Annotated in this window: 10 protein-coding genes; 6 read left to right on the top strand and 4 right to left on the bottom strand. The window is 73.2% G+C overall.

Annotation, left to right across the window (positions count from 1 at the left end):
* The first annotated feature begins 155 nt into the window (after window positions 1–155).
* Window positions 156–638, top strand: a complete 483-nt coding sequence (locus ACIRSU_RS30350) for a DUF485 domain-containing protein (RefSeq protein ID WP_403798833.1) — start codon at window positions 156–158, stop codon at window positions 636–638.
* Window positions 635–2,242 carry a cation acetate symporter gene (locus ACIRSU_RS30355; protein WP_403798834.1) on the top strand — a complete coding sequence of 536 codons (1,608 nt, stop codon included), beginning with the start codon at window positions 635–637 and terminating at the stop codon, window positions 2,240–2,242. The genes ACIRSU_RS30350 and ACIRSU_RS30355 overlap by 4 nt, the downstream gene beginning before the upstream one ends.
* 121 nt (window positions 2,243–2,363) lie before the next feature.
* Here ACIRSU_RS30355 and ACIRSU_RS30360 read toward each other — a convergent pair whose 3' ends face one another.
* Together ACIRSU_RS30360 and ACIRSU_RS30365 are read right to left on the bottom strand one after the other, a co-directional pair.
* Window positions 2,364–3,065, bottom strand: a complete 702-nt coding sequence (locus tag ACIRSU_RS30360; protein WP_403799289.1) for a response regulator — start codon at window positions 3,063–3,065, stop codon at window positions 2,364–2,366.
* Window positions 3,066–3,070: 5 nt separating this feature from the next.
* Window positions 3,071–4,792 (bottom strand): ATP-binding protein, encoded by a 1,722-nt coding sequence (locus ACIRSU_RS30365; RefSeq protein ID WP_403798837.1) that lies wholly within the window; start codon window positions 4,790–4,792, stop codon window positions 3,071–3,073.
* 172 nt (window positions 4,793–4,964) lie between these two features.
* Between ACIRSU_RS30365 and ACIRSU_RS30370 the strand changes: the two genes are divergently transcribed.
* A complete protein-coding gene (locus tag ACIRSU_RS30370) occupies window positions 4,965–6,032 on the top strand; it encodes a CobW family GTP-binding protein (RefSeq protein ID WP_403798839.1) in 1,068 nt (355 codons plus the stop codon).
* On the opposite strand, the gene ACIRSU_RS30375 is transcribed toward ACIRSU_RS30370, so the two are convergent.
* A complete protein-coding gene (locus ACIRSU_RS30375; RefSeq protein WP_403798841.1) occupies window positions 6,029–7,528 on the bottom strand; it encodes an FAD-dependent monooxygenase in 1,500 nt (499 codons plus the stop codon). The genes ACIRSU_RS30370 and ACIRSU_RS30375 overlap by 4 nt on opposite strands.
* A 90-nt stretch (window positions 7,529–7,618) precedes the next feature.
* Here ACIRSU_RS30375 and ACIRSU_RS30380 point away from each other — a divergent pair, with 90 nt between their 5' ends.
* A complete protein-coding gene (locus ACIRSU_RS30380) occupies window positions 7,619–8,281 on the top strand; it encodes a TetR/AcrR family transcriptional regulator C-terminal domain-containing protein (RefSeq protein WP_403798844.1) in 663 nt (220 codons plus the stop codon).
* 100 nt (window positions 8,282–8,381) lie between these two features.
* Here ACIRSU_RS30380 and ACIRSU_RS30385 read toward each other — a convergent pair whose 3' ends face one another.
* Window positions 8,382–10,838 carry a DNA topoisomerase (ATP-hydrolyzing) subunit A gene (locus ACIRSU_RS30385; protein ID WP_403798847.1) on the bottom strand — a complete coding sequence of 819 codons (2,457 nt, stop codon included), beginning with the start codon at window positions 10,836–10,838 and terminating at the stop codon, window positions 8,382–8,384.
* Between the two features lie 195 nt (window positions 10,839–11,033).
* Between ACIRSU_RS30385 and ACIRSU_RS30390 the strand changes: the two genes are divergently transcribed.
* Together ACIRSU_RS30390 and ACIRSU_RS30395 are read left to right on the top strand one after the other, a co-directional pair.
* A complete protein-coding gene (locus ACIRSU_RS30390; RefSeq protein WP_403798849.1) occupies window positions 11,034–12,386 on the top strand; it encodes a M16 family metallopeptidase in 1,353 nt (450 codons plus the stop codon).
* Between the two features lie 26 nt (window positions 12,387–12,412).
* Window positions 12,413–13,780, top strand: coding sequence for a M16 family metallopeptidase (locus ACIRSU_RS30395; protein WP_403799291.1), 1,368 nt, complete (start codon window positions 12,413–12,415; stop codon window positions 13,778–13,780).
* Window positions 13,781–13,792: the final 12 nt, after the last annotated feature.

Here is a 13,792-nt window from a genome sequence, read left to right on the forward strand (position 1 = left end):
CGCCCCGATACGACTGTCGGACGGGCCGGTCAGTCATTCCCGGGATGCCATCACCTGATGGGGTGAAGAAAGCGGGAGAAGAGTCCGGTATCCGCCCAGTCTGTCCATCCTTGGGCACGCGGCCGAAACGGTTCGCTGACAAGGAGAGTTCACCGGTGGAGAAGCAGGACGGGCTCGATCCCGCGACGGTGCGGATCGACGACCCCTGGTACGACGAGCTCGCCGCCGGCTGGGGCGAGCATGACGGGGAGGGGCCGGCGGCCGGCGCCGTCCCCCGCCAGCAGGCTCCGGCCGCCCAGGCCCGGGTCCACACCGCTGCGGACATCTATCTGGAGGTCCAGCGGAGCCCCGCCTTCCAGGAAGTGCGCCGCCGATACCGCCGCTTCGTCTTCCCGGCCTCGCTCGCCTTCCTGCTCTGGTATCTGGCGTACGTCGTCGCCGCCACCGCCGCCCCCGCCCTGATGGCCCGCCCGGTCCTGGGCGCGGTCAACGTCGCCATGGTCGCCGGACTCGGCCAGTTCGCGACCACCTTCCTGCTCACCTGGGCCTACGCCCGGCACGCCCGGCTGCGCCGCGACCAGGCCGCCCTCGACCTGCGCTGGGACACCCAGGAGATGACCCGGGGGGTGCGGCGATGACCGGACACCAGACGACCGGCGACCACCAGACCCTGGCCCTCGTCCTGTTCAGCGTCTTCATCGCGGTCACCCTGGCGATCACCACCTGGGTCAGCCGCGACCGGCACGGCTCCGCCGAGGAGTTCTACGCCGGAGGCCGGCTCTTCTCGCCCATGGAGAACGGCTTCGCCATCGCGGGCGACTACATGTCGGCCGCCTCCTTCCTCGGCATCTCCGGCCTGATCGCACTCTTCGGCTACGACGGCATGCTCTACTCCGTCGGCTTCCTGGTCGCCTGGCTCGTCGTGCTGATGCTGGTCGCCGAACTCGTGCGCAACTGCGGCCGCTTCACCCTCGCCGACGTCGTCGCCGCCCGGATGACCGAGCGACCCGTCCGGATCGCCGCCGGCGCCTCCTCCGTGACCGTCTCGGTGCTCTACCTGGTGGCCCAGATGGTCGGCGCGGGCAGTCTGGTCGCCCTGCTGCTCGGCGGCACCAGCGGAGCCGCCCGCGCCTGGACGGTGATCGGCGTCGGCGCGCTCATGGTCGTCTACGTGTCGCTCGGCGGCATGCGGGCCACCACCTGGATCCAGATCGTCAAGGCCGTGCTCCTCATGGCCGGCACGATCGCCCTCACCGTGCTCGTCCTGATCCGCTTCCACGGCGACTTCGGGCAGTTGCTCACCACGGCGGCCGAACGCAGCGGCCACGGCACGGCCTTCCTCGCGCCCGGACTGCGCTACGGAGGCGACTGGACCGCCCGCCTCGACTTCGTCAGTCTCGGCCTCGCCCTCGTGCTCGGCACCGCGGGACTCCCGCACATCCTGTCCCGCTTCTACACGGTGCCCACCGCGCGGGCCGCCCGCCGCTCCGTCGTCTGGTCCATCGGCCTCATCGGCGGCTTCTACCTGATGACGATCGTGCTCGGCTTCGGCGCGGCGGCCCTGGTCGGCCCCGACACGGTCCGCGCCTCCAACGCCGCCGGCAACACCGCCGTACCGCTGCTCGCCCTCGACCTCGGCGGCGGAGCGGGCTCCACCGGCGGCACCGTGCTCTTCGCCGTCGTCGCGGCCGTCGCCTTCGCCACCATCCTCGCCGTGGTCGCCGGCATCACCCTCGCCTCCTCCGCGTCGGTCGCCCACGACCTCTACGCCACGCTGCGCCGCCGGCACGCCAGGCAGCACAGCGAGGTGACGGTCGCCCGGGTGGCCGCCGGCGGCATCGGGATCGCCGCGATCGGCCTCGGGCTGCTCGCCCGCGACCTCAACGTGGCCTTCCTGGTCGGCCTCGCGTTCGCCGTGGCCGCCTCCGCGAACCTTCCCGTGCTGCTCTACTCGCTGTTCTGGCGGCGGTTCACCACCAAGGGCGCGGTCTGGTCCGTGTACGGCGGACTGATCCCGGCCGTCCTGCTCGTCCTCGTCTCGCCGGTCGTCTCCGGCAGCCCCGAATCGCTCTTCCCCGGGGTCGACTTCCAGCTCTTCCCGCTGCAGAACCCGGGCCTGGTCTCCGTCCCGCTCGGCTTCCTCGCGGGCTGGGTCGGTACGGTCACCTCGGCCGAGCCGCCGGACGAGGCCAAGCACGCCGAGACCGAGGTCCGGGCGCTCACCGGCGCGGGCGCGGTCTGAGCGGGAGCGGTCCGCTCGGACCGCGGGTCCGAGCGGTCTGAGGCCCGCGCGGGCCCGGAAGCAGGTCCGGAGAGGCCCGGAAGCAGGCCCGGAAGCGGGTCCGGAAGGGAGTCCGGCGGGATCAGCGCGTGGCCGAGGAGGCCCACACGTACCGGTGCTCGGGGCGGCCCGTCTCGCCGTACTTCAGCGAGAGCCGCACCCGGCCGGTCCGCTCCAGGAGCTTGAGATAGCGCTGGGCGGTCTGCCGGCTCACCCCGGCCCGCTCGGCGATCTCCTGCGCCGACAGCGGCCCCCCGGCCGCGAGCAGCACCTGCCGCACCAGCTCGGCCGTGGTGGGGGAGTGGCCCTTCGGCAGTTCCGGTGCGACGGCGACGGCGGAGAGCGCGCCGAAGATCCGGTCGACCTCCGCCTGTTCCGCCTCGCCGCCGCCGTCGAGGGTGCGCCGCAGCGCCGCGTACGCCTCCAGCTTGGCGCGCAGCCCGGCGAAGCTGAACGGCTTCACCAGGTACTGGAGCGCCCCGTGCCGCATCGCCGCCTGGACGGTGGCCACGTCGCGGGCCGCGGTCACCATGATCACGTCGCAGGGCCGGCCGAGGGCGCGCAGCTCCCGTACCACCGCGAGCCCGGTGCCGTCCGGCAGGTAGTGGTCGAGCAGGAGCAGATCCGCCGGGGTGCCGGCCGCGGCCAGTTCGGTGAGCCGGGCCAGGGCCTCGGCCGCCGAGTGGGCGATGCCTGCCACCCGGAAACCGGGCACCTTCGCCACGTACGCGGCGTTGATGCGCGCCACGTGGACGTCGTCGTCGACGACGAGGACGTCGATCACGGCGTTCATCGCGCCTCCTCCTCGCCCGTCACGGCCATGGGTGCGAGCGGCTCCTCGGGACCGGCCGCGCCGGGCTCGGGAACGGCGCCCGGCGCGCCGGGCGCGTCGCCCAGCGCTTCCGGCAGCACGACGGTGAACTCCGCGCCACCGTCCGCGCCGGTGCCGACCGTGGCGCTGCCGCCCTGGCGCTCCGCGAGCCGGCGGACCAGGGCGAGCCCGAGCCCGCGCTTGCCGTGCGCCGGCGGCTCCTTGGTGCTCCACCCCTCCGTGAAGATCAGCTCGCTCCGCTCGTCGGGCACGCCCGGGCCGCTGTCGGTGACCCGGAGGACGACCGTCCGCCCCTCGGTACGCAGATCGACCTCCACGCGCGCGTACGGCGTGCCGGAGGCGGCGTCCAGCGCGTTGTCGACCAGGTTGCCGACGACCGTGACCAGCTCGCGCGGGTCGACGAGCCGGTCCGGGAGCAGCGAGCCGGGCGCGATGCGCAGCGAGACGCCCCGCTCGGCGGCGACCGTGGCCTTGCCGACGAGGAGCGCGGCGAGCAGCGGGTCGTGGACCTTCTCGGTGACCTGCTCGGCGGTCGCGCGGTGCACGCCGACCACCTCGTTGACGAACTCCACCGCCTCCTCGTGCATCTCCAGCTCCAGGAGCCCGAGGAGGGTGTGCATCCGGTTGGCGTGCTCGTGGTCCTGGGCGCGCAGCGCGTCGATCAGACCTCGGGTCGAGTCCAGCTCGCGGCCGAGCCGCTCCAGCTCGGTGCGGTCGCGGAGGGTGGCGACGGCGCCGCCGTCGTCCGTGGGCATGCGGTTGGCGATCAGCACCCGGCCGCCGCGTACGGTCAGCAGGTCCTCGCCGGTGGCCCGGCCCGCGAGCACGTCGGCGGTGCGGCCCGCGCCGAGCACCTCGTCCAGGGGCTGCCCGGTGGCCTCGGGCCCGAGACCGAGGAGCCGCTGCGCCTCGTCGTTCAGCAGCCGGATCCGGCCGGTCCTGTCGAGGGCCACGACGCCCTCGCGGATGCCGTGCAGCATCGCCTCGCGCTCGGCGAGCAGCGCCGAGATGTCGGAGAAGGCCAGGTCGTGGGTCTGCCGCTGGAGGCGGCGGGAGATCAGGTACGCGGCGAGCGCGCCGGCCGCCAGGGCGCCGCCGGCGTACCGGAGCAGCCCGGGGATCGCGGCCACGAGCCGGTCGCGGACGCTGTCGTACTCGATGCCCACCGACACCGCGCCGACGATCTCGCCGTGCTCGTCGCGCAGCGGCGCCTTGCCCCGGGCGGAGCGGCCGAGGGTGCCGCTGTCGATCTCCATCACCTGATGGCCGGCGAGCACGTCGCTCGGGTCCGTGGAGACGACCTCGCCGATCCGCTCGGCGTCCGGGTGCGACCAGCGCACCCCACGGGTGTCCATGACCACCACGTACTCGGCGCCGGTGGAGCGCCGGATCCGCTCGGCCTCGGTCTGCACCGGGCCCCGCGCGGAGGGCGGTGTGCTCGTCAGCGCGGCGGCCGTCCGCGGAGTCGCGGCGGTCTCCGCGATGGCGAGGGCCCGGCGCATGGCCTGGTCGTCCAGCTGGGCGCTGAGCGGGGCCAGGAAGAGCCCGGTGGCGAGCACCGTCACGCCGGTCGCGACGGCCAGCTGCATCAGCAGGACCTGCGAGAACATCCGCCGCGGCCACCCGAACCTGCGCCGGCGGACGGGCGGCCGCGCGGCTGGGGTCGATCCGGGGCTCATGGCGGAAACGGTACGGGGACGAGGGCGCCGACCGGAAATGGTCCCTCCAGGACGGCGCCTCGATCCGGGCCGACGCCGCGGCCCGGATCCCGGGTGGCCCCTGCCTATTCTGGGGGCTTCGCACACGCGCGTACGCGCACCCACCCGTATCCGACAGCCGGAGGCATGACCCTTGAGCACCCAGCAGATTCCCGTCGTCGTCCTGGCCGGGTTTCTCGGGGCGGGGAAGACCACCCTGCTCAACCAGCTGCTGCGCAGCGCGCGCGGGACGCGGATCGGGGTCATGGTCAACGACTTCGGCGACATCGGAATCGACGCCATGACGGTGGCCGGCCAGGTCGGTTCCACCGTCTCGCTCGGCAACGGCTGCCTGTGCTGCGCGGTGGACGCGAGCGAGCTCGACGAGTACCTGGAGGTGCTGACCCGCCCCGAGCTGCGGCTCGACGTGATCGTCATCGAGGCCAGCGGACTGGCCGAGCCGCAGGAGCTCGTCCGCATGGTCCTGGCCAGCGACAACGAGCGGATCGTGTACGGCGGCCTGGTCGAGGTGGTGGACGCGGCCGAGTTCGCCGCCACCCGCACCCGCCACCCGGAGACCGACCGGCACCTCGCCGTCGCCGACCTCGTCGTCGTCAACAAGGCCGACCGGGTGGCGGCGGAGGAGCTGCGGGCCGTACGGGACACGGTCACCGGTCTCGCGCCGCGAGCGGCGGTCGTGGTGGCCGCGCACGGGCGGATCGACCCCGAGCTGCTCTTCGACCGGGTGGTCCCGGACGGTGAGATCGCCGGGCAGATGTCCATCGAGGACGTCCTCTACGGCGACGACGACCCGCAGGCGCACCCGCACGCCCACTACGACACCGTCTCCCTCGGCACGTCGGTCCCGCTGCACCCGCGCCGCCTGATGGCTTTCCTGGACTCGCGCCCCGAGGGCCTCTACCGCATCAAGGGCTTCGTCGACTTCGGCACCGCCGACCCGGACCACCGCTACGGCGTCCACGCCGTCGGCCGCTTCCTGCGCTTCTACCCCGAGCCCTGGCCGGCCGGCGAGGAACGGCTCACCCAGCTCGTCCTCATCGGCAGCGGCGTCGACGCCGCCGCCCTGCGCAAGGAACTCGCCGCCTGCGAGCAGAACGGCCCCGAGGACGTGCCCGACGAGCACAGCATGTGGGGTGTGCTGCGATACGTGCGGCAGCCGGGCGAGGACGGCGGCGAGCCGGACGGGCCGACGGCCCCCTAGCTCCTGGCGGTCACCGGTGCGGGCGCGGCGCCCACCGCGGCCAGATAGGCTTCCAGGCCGTCGTCGGTCGCACCGGCCCAGCCCACGTAGCCGTCCGGGCGGATCAGGAAGAGCCCGGTGCCGTACGCCTCGTACGCGGCGATCCGGGCCGTGCGTATGCGCGCGGACGCCACGGGCCGGGCCGGGAGCCCGGCGCCGACCGCGAGCAGGGTGAAGTGCGGACCCCGGAAGAGGTCGAAGAGGCGGCGGCCGTCGCCGTACGGGCCGTCCGGCGCCCGGTCACCCGCGCGCAGCGCGTCCTCGGCGAGCCCGGCCCGCGTCTCCACGGTGAGCGGCGAGTCCCGGTAGCCGAGGCCGAGCTGCTGGACCTCCTCGCCGCGCTGGGTGTTCTCGCCCTCCGCGCTCGCCCGGTGGATGCGGGTGCTGATTCCGAGGACGCCGGCGGCGACGGGCAGCCGCTCGGCCTCGTACGAGTCGAGCAGCGTGGCCGGGGCGCCGTGCCGCAGCACCTGACCGAGCTTCCAGCCCAGGTTGTAGGCGTCCTGGATGCCGGTGTTGAGGCCCTGGCCGCCGGCGGGCGAGTGGATATGGGCCGCGTCGCCCGTGAGGAAGACCCGGCCTGCACGGAAACGGTCCGCCATCGCCGCCCGGGCGCGGAAGTCCGAGGCCCACAGCACCTCGACGACGTCCTCCGCGGCGAGCGGGGTGCGTGCGGCGAGCAGCGCGCGGACCGCCTGGGGCGCGGTGTCGACGACGGCCGTCTCCTCCTCGAAGCCGGCCATCAGCTGGAACCGGTCCCCGCCGGGCAGCGGGCACAGCGCCACGCCGCCGCCCGGCGCCGCGGGCCAGACGTGCCAGTTGGCGCGGTCGACGATCGCCTCGGGCGAGAGCCGGACGTCGGCGACGAGCATCGGACGCGGGTCGACGGTCTCGCCCGTCATCCCGATGCCGAGCGCCCTGCGGACCGTGGAGCGCCCGCCGTCGGCCGCCACGAGGTAGGCCGCCCGCACGGTCTCGTGCGCCGCTCCACCTCGGCAGAGCTCCGCCTCGATTCCGTCCTCGGTCTGGCGGAGGCCGGTGAGCTCGGTGCCGAAGCGGACCTCGCCGCCCAGCTCGGCCAGGCGGGCGTGGAGCAGCTCCTGGGTGCGTGACTGCGGGATGAGCAGCGTGTTCGCGTACGGGATCCGCTCGGTCGGCTCCGCGCGCTCCATCATGTCCCACTCGCCCTGCCGCTCGGCGCCCTCCCAGCGCCGCATCCGCGGATAGAGCGAGCCCGCCGCGTGGATGGCCGGCAGCACGCCGAGGTCGTCGAGCACCTCCTGGCTGCGCGGCTGAAGTCCTTTGCCGCGCGAGCCGGGAAAGAGCCGGTCCGCCTTCTCGACGAGCAGGGCGCGCACGCCCCGGCGGGCCAGGTCGATCGCGAGCACCAGTCCGGTGGGTCCCGCTCCGACGATCAGCACGTCCGTGTCCATGCCGCTGTCCGTCCTCGTGTCCATGCCGCCCTCTCGTTCCTTAACGTTGTTAAGGTGTCGCCATGCCCAGAGTTCCTTAACGCCGTTAAGCTGTCAAGGGGATAACGTGGCGGAGTGGCGACCAAGAAGACGACCCGGCTGGAACCAGAGACGGTGGCGGAGACCGCCCTGCGCCTGCTGAACGAGCGCGGCCTGGACGGCCTGACGCTGCGCGCGATCGCCCAGGAGCTGAACGTCCAGGCGCCCGCGCTCTACTGGCACTTCAAGAACAAGCAGGCGCTGCTCGACGAGATGGCGACGGTGATGTACCGGCGGATGGTCGCCGACCCGGCGGCCCGGCCGGACGGCGAGCTGACCTGGCAGGAGCGGCTCCTCGCCGCCAACCGCGGCCTGCGCGCCGGGCTGCTGCGCTACCGCGACGGCGCCAAGGTCTACAGCGGCGCCCGCTTCACCGGCACCGACTTCGCCGCCGACATGGAGCACCAGCTCGGCGCCCTCGTCGACGCGGGCTTCTCACTGCGCGAGGCGGTGCGGGCCAGCACCACGGCGTACATGTTCACGCTGGGCTTCGTCACGGAGGAGCAGGGCACCGAGCCCGTGCCCGGCGAGCCTCGCGAGGGCTTCGAAGTCGAGGAGCGCGCCCAGCGGCTCGCGGACTACCCGCTCGCGGCCGCGGCCGGCGCTGAGCTCTTCGCCGACTACGACGACCGCTTCGAGGAGGGGCTGCGGCTGATCGTCGCCGGTATCGAGGCGACGTACGCGCCCGCCCGTTCCTGACGGGCCGGCCCCGACCCGTACCCCCACCGCGGAAACCACGACGCCCCCTGTCCCTCGCGATCACGCGGGACAAGGGGCGTTCGTACGGGAAAGGCGCCCGCTAGCCGATCGGGCCGGCGAGTACGTCCACCGGTCGCGCCAGCGGCGTTCCCGAGCCGTCGCGGCGCGGGTCCGGCTCCGGGAGCTCCACCGGGGTGCCGTTCTTCTGCGCGGCGCGGGCCGGGGTGGCGCCCGCCCAGGCCAGGACCAGGACGTCCTCGCCCTTCAGGAAGCGCTGGCAGCGCACGCCGCCGGTCGCGCGGCCCTTGCGCGGGTACTGGTCGAACGGGGTCAGCTTGGCCGAGGTGGGCGCGCCGGCGTCCAGCGTGCCCGTCGAGCCGGCCACGGTGAACACCACCGCGTCCGCCGCCGGGTCCACCGCCGTGAAGGAGAGGACCTCGGCGCCCGCGCTCAGCTTGATGCCCGCCATGCCGCCGGCCGGACGGCCCTGCGGCCGGACCTGGGAAGCCGGGTAGCGCAGCAGCTGGGCGTCGGAGGTGATGAAGACCAGGTCCTCCTCGCCGGTGCGCAGCTCGGTCGCGCCGACGATCCGGTCACCCTCCCTGAGGGTGATGACCTCCAGCTCGTCCTTGTTCGCCGGGTAGTCCGGCACCACGCGCTTCACCACGCCCTGCAGGGTGCCGAGCGCCAGGCCGGGCGACTCCTCGTCGAGGGTGGTCAGGCACAGCACCGTCTCGTCCGTCTCCAGGGACACGAACTCCGACAGCTGCGCCCCGCCCGCCAGGTTCGGCGCGGCGGCCGTGTCCGGCAGCTGGGGCAGGTCGATCACGGCGACCCGCAGCAGCCGGCCGGCCGAGGTCACCACGCCGATGTCGCCGCGCTGGGTGGCGGCCACCGAGGAGACGATCACGTCGTGCTTGGCCCGCTTGCCGTCGTGCACGGCCGGCAGCGCCTCGGTGACCGTACGGGCGAGCAGGCCCGTGGAGGAGAGCAGCACCCGGCACGGGTCGTCCGCGACCTCCAGGGACGTGGCCGCGACCGGCGCGCCAGCCGACTCCAGGAGGACCGTGCGCCGGTCGGTGCCGAACTTCTTGGCGACCGCCGCCAGCTCGCCCGACACCAGCTTGCGCAGCTCCGCGTCGGACTCCAGGATCCGGGTGAGCTCCTCGATCTCCTCGGTGAGCCGGTCGCGCTCGCTCTCCAGCTCCAGGCGGTCGAACTTGGTGAGCCGGCGCAGCGGGGTGTCCAGGATGTACTGCGTCTGGATCTCGCTCAGCGAGAAGCGCTCCATCAGGCGCGCCTTGGCCTCCGCGGAGTTCTCGCTCTCCCGGATCAGCCGGATGACCTCGTCGATGTCGATCAGCGCGACGAGCAGGCCCTCCACCAGGTGGAGCCGGTCGCGCCGCTTGCCGCGGCGGAACTCGGAGCGCCGCCGGACCACGTCGAAGCGGTGGTCGAGATAGACCTCCAGGAGCTCCTTGAGGCCCAGCGTGAGCGGCTGGCCGTCGACCAGCGCCACGTTGTTGATGCCGAAGGACTCCTCCATGGGCGTCAGCTTGTAGAGCTGCTCCAGGACGGCCTCCGGCACGAACCCGTTCTTCACCTCGATGACCAGGCGCAGGCCGTGGTTGCGGTCCGTGAGGTCCTTGACGTCGGCGATGCCCTGGAGCCTCTTCGAGCCGACCAGGTCCTTGATCTTGGAGATGACCTTCTCGGGGCCGACCGTGAAGGGCAGTTCGGTGACGACGATGCCCTTGCGGCGGGCCGTCACGGTCTCGATCGTGGTCGTCGCGCGGATCTTGAAGGTGCCGCGGCCCGACTCGTACGCGTCCCGGATGCCGGACAGGCCGACGATCCGGCCGCCGGTCGGCAGGTCCGGGCCGGGCACGAAGCGCATCAGCGCTTCCAGGTCCGCGTTCGGGTGGCGGATCAGATGCCGGGCGGCCGCGATGACCTCGCCCAGGTTGTGCGGCGGCATGTTGGTCGCCATGCCGACCGCGATCCCGGAGGCGCCGTTGACCAGCAGGTTCGGGTACGCGGCGGGCAGCGCGACCGGCTCCTGCTCCTGGCCGTCGTAGTTCGGGGCGAAGTCGACGGTGTCCTCGTCGATGGACTCCGTCATGAGGAGCGCGGCGGGGGCCATCCGCGACTCCGTGTACCGCATGGCGGCCGGCGGGTCGTCGTTGCCGAGCGAGCCGAAGTTGCCGTGGCCGTCGACCAGCGGGAGCCGCATCGAGAACGGCTGCGCCATGCGCACCATCGCGTCGTAGATCGACGCGTCGCCGTGCGGGTGCAGCTTGCCCATCACCTCGCCGACGACGCGGGCGCACTTGACGAAGCCGCGCTCGGGCCGCAGGCCCATCTCGCTCATCTGGTAGACGATGCGGCGCTGTACGGGCTTCATGCCGTCGCGGGCGTCGGGCAGCGCGCGCGAGTAGATCACCGAGTACGCGTACTCGAGGAAGGAGCCCTGCATCTCGTCGACGACGTCGATGTCGAGGATTCGCTCCTCGAACGCGTCGTCCGGCGGCGGTGTCTTCGTGCTGCGGCGGGCCATCGCGGCTGCGGCTCCTTCACCAACAAGGGTTGATCTGACGCGGACCATTGTGGACCGTGCCACCGACAACGCCGACCTCGACCCGGAAGAGGGACATCCGAAGCGGTCGGGAACTTCGCCAGGTGGCGGCGCGCTTGCATACAGTGGCAGGACTTTCCGCTCCGCACTTTCCGCACAGCGATCGAAGGGACGTACATGCCCATGGGTCACACGGCCACGGCCTCGGCCGGCTCCGGCGGCCTGACAGCGACTGAGCACAGGCTGTCCAACGGCCTGCGCGTCGTGCTCTCCGAGGACCACCTGACCCCGGTCGCCGCGGTCTGCCTCTGGTACGACGTCGGCTCGCGCCACGAGATCAAGGGCCGCACCGGCCTCGCCCACCTCTTCGAGCACCTGATGTTCCAGGGCTCGAAGCAGGTCCACGGCAACGGGCACTTCGAGCTGGTGCAGGGCGCCGGCGGCTCGCTCAACGGCACGACGAGCTTCGAGCGCACCAACTACTTCGAGACCATGCCCGCCCACCAGCTGGAGCTCGCGCTCTGGCTGGAGGCGGACCGCATGGGCTCGCTGCTCGCCGCCCTGGACGACGAGTCCATGGAGAACCAGCGCGACGTCGTCAAGAACGAGCGCCGCCAGCGCTACGACAACGTGCCGTACGGCACCGCTTTCGAGCGCCTCACCGCCCTCGCCTACCCCGAGGGCCACCCGTACCACCACACGCCGATCGGCTCCATGGCCGACCTCGACGCCGCCACGCTCGAGGACGCGCGGAACTTCTTCCGTACGTACTACGCGCCCAACAACGCGGTCCTCTCGGTCGTCGGCGACATCGACCCGGAGCAGACCCTCGCCTGGATCGAGAAGTACTTCGGCTCCATCCCCGGCCACGACGGCAAGCCCGAGCCGCGCTCCGGCGAGCTGCCCGAGGTCATCGGCGAGCAGCTGCGCCAGGTCGTCGAGGAGGAGGTCCCGGCCCGCGCGATGATGGCCGCCTACCGGCTGCCGCACGACGGCACGCGCGCGTGCGACGCGGCCGACCTGGCCCTGACCGTCCTCGGCGGCGGGGAGTCCTCCCGGCTGCACAACCGGCTGGTCCGCCGCGACCGCACGGCCGTCACCGCCGGCTTCGGCCTGCTGCGGCTGTCCGGCGCGCCCTCGCTCGGCTGGCTGGACGTCAAGACGTCCGGCGGCGTCGAGGTGCCGCAGATCGAGGCGGCCGTCGACGAGGAGCTGGCCCGGTTCGCCGCCGAGGGCCCGACGCCCGAGGAGATGGAGCGCGCCCAGGCCCAGTTGGAGCGCGAGTGGCTGGACCGGCTCGGCACGGTCGCCGGCCGCGCCGACGAACTGTGCCGGTACGCGGTGCTGTTCGGCGACCCGCAGCTGGCGCTGACCGCCGTCGACCGGGTCCTCGACATCACCGCCGAGGAGGTGCAGGAGGTCGCCAAGGCCCGGCTGCGCCCGGACAACCGCGCCGTCCTGGTCTACGAGCCCGTGGGCCAGACCGACGACGCCGACGACAGCGACGAGGAAGAGGGAGCGGAGCAGTGACCGACGCTGCCGCGTCTTTGACGAGCATGGACTTCCACCCGCAGCCCCAGCCGGGCATCGCCAAGCCCTGGGCCTTCCCGGCCCCGGAGCGCGGCGCGCTCGACAACGGCCTGACCGTGCTGCGCTGCCACCGCCCCGGCCAGCAGGTGGTGGCCGTCGAGATCTTCCTCGACGCCCCGCTGGACGCCGAGCCCGAGGGCCTCGACGGCGTCGCCACGATCATGGCCCGGGCGCTGTCCGAGGGCACCGACCGGCACTCCGCCGAGGAGTACGCCGCCGAGCTGGAGCGCTGCGGCGCCACCCTCGACGCGCACGCCGACCACCCGGGCGTACGGGTCTCCCTGGAGGTCCCGGTCTCCCGGCTGTCCAAGGGCCTCGGCCTGCTCGCCGAGGCGCTGATCGCCCCGGCGTTCGCCGAGTCCGAGGTCGAGCGCCTGGTGCGCAACCGGCTCGACGAGATCCCGCACGAGACGGCCAACCCGGGCCGCCGGGCCGCCAAGCAGCTCTCCAAGGAGCTGTTCCCGGCCTCCTCGCGGATGTCCCGGCCCCGCCAGGGCACCGAGGAGACCGTCGAGGCGATCGACGCCGCCGCCGTCCGCGCCTTCTACGACGCGCACGTGCGGCCGGCCGCGGCCACCGCCGTGGTCGTCGGCGACCTCACCGACGTCGACCTGGACAAGGTGCTCGCCGAGACCCTCGGCGCCTGGACCGGCGCGCCGGCCGCGCCGCGCCCCATGGCGCCCATCACGGCCGACGACACCGGCCGGGTCGTCATCGTGGACCGTCCGGGCGCCGTCCAGACGCAGCTGCTCATCGGCCGCGTCGGTGCCGACCGCCACGACCGGGTCTGGCCGGCCCAGGTGCTCGGCACGTACTGCCTCGGCGGCACGCTCACCTCCCGCCTGGACCGCGTCCTGCGCGAGGAGAAGGGCTACACGTACGGTGTGCGCGCCTTCGGCCAGGTGCTGCGCTCGGACGACGCGGGCCACGGCGCGGCGATGCTCGCCATCAGCGGCTCGGTGGACACTCCCAACACCGGCCCGGCACTTGACGACCTGTGGAAGGTGCTGCGCACCCTGGCCGCCGAGGGTCTGACCGACGCCGAGCGCGACGTGGCGGTGCAGAACCTGGTGGGTGTCGCCCCGCTGAAGTACGAGACCGCCGCCTCCGTCGCGGGCACGCTGGCCGACCAGGTCGAGCAGCACCTCCCGGACGACTACCAGGCGCACCTGTACGCGCGCCTGGCCGAGACCGGCACGGTGGAGGCGACCGCGGCCGTGGTCAACGCCTTCCCGGTGGACCGGCTGGTCACCGTCCTGGTCGGCGACGCCTCGCAGATCGAGGAGCCGGTGCGGGCGCTCGGCATCGGTGAAGTGACCGTCGTCACCGGCTGATTGAGCCCTCGT

It is taken from the genome of Streptomyces sp. NPDC101160, assembly GCF_044768205.1.
Classification (GTDB): domain Bacteria; phylum Actinomycetota; class Actinomycetes; order Streptomycetales; family Streptomycetaceae; genus Streptomyces.

Coding starts and splice junctions, on each gene's coding strand:
- ACIRSU_RS30355 (WP_403798834.1), top strand. CDS start 635: ATGACCGGACACCAGACGACCGGCGACCACCAGACCCTGGCCCTCGTC.
- ACIRSU_RS30365 (WP_403798837.1), bottom strand. CDS start 4,792: ATGAGCCCCGGATCGACCCCAGCCGCGCGGCCGCCCGTCCGCCGGCGC.
- ACIRSU_RS30375 (WP_403798841.1), bottom strand. CDS start 7,528: ATGGACACGAGGACGGACAGCGGCATGGACACGGACGTGCTGATCGTC.
- ACIRSU_RS30385 (WP_403798847.1), bottom strand. CDS start 10,838: ATGGCCCGCCGCAGCACGAAGACACCGCCGCCGGACGACGCGTTCGAG.
- ACIRSU_RS30390 (WP_403798849.1), top strand. CDS start 11,034: ATGCCCATGGGTCACACGGCCACGGCCTCGGCCGGCTCCGGCGGCCTG.
- ACIRSU_RS30395 (WP_403799291.1), top strand. CDS start 12,413: ATGGACTTCCACCCGCAGCCCCAGCCGGGCATCGCCAAGCCCTGGGCC.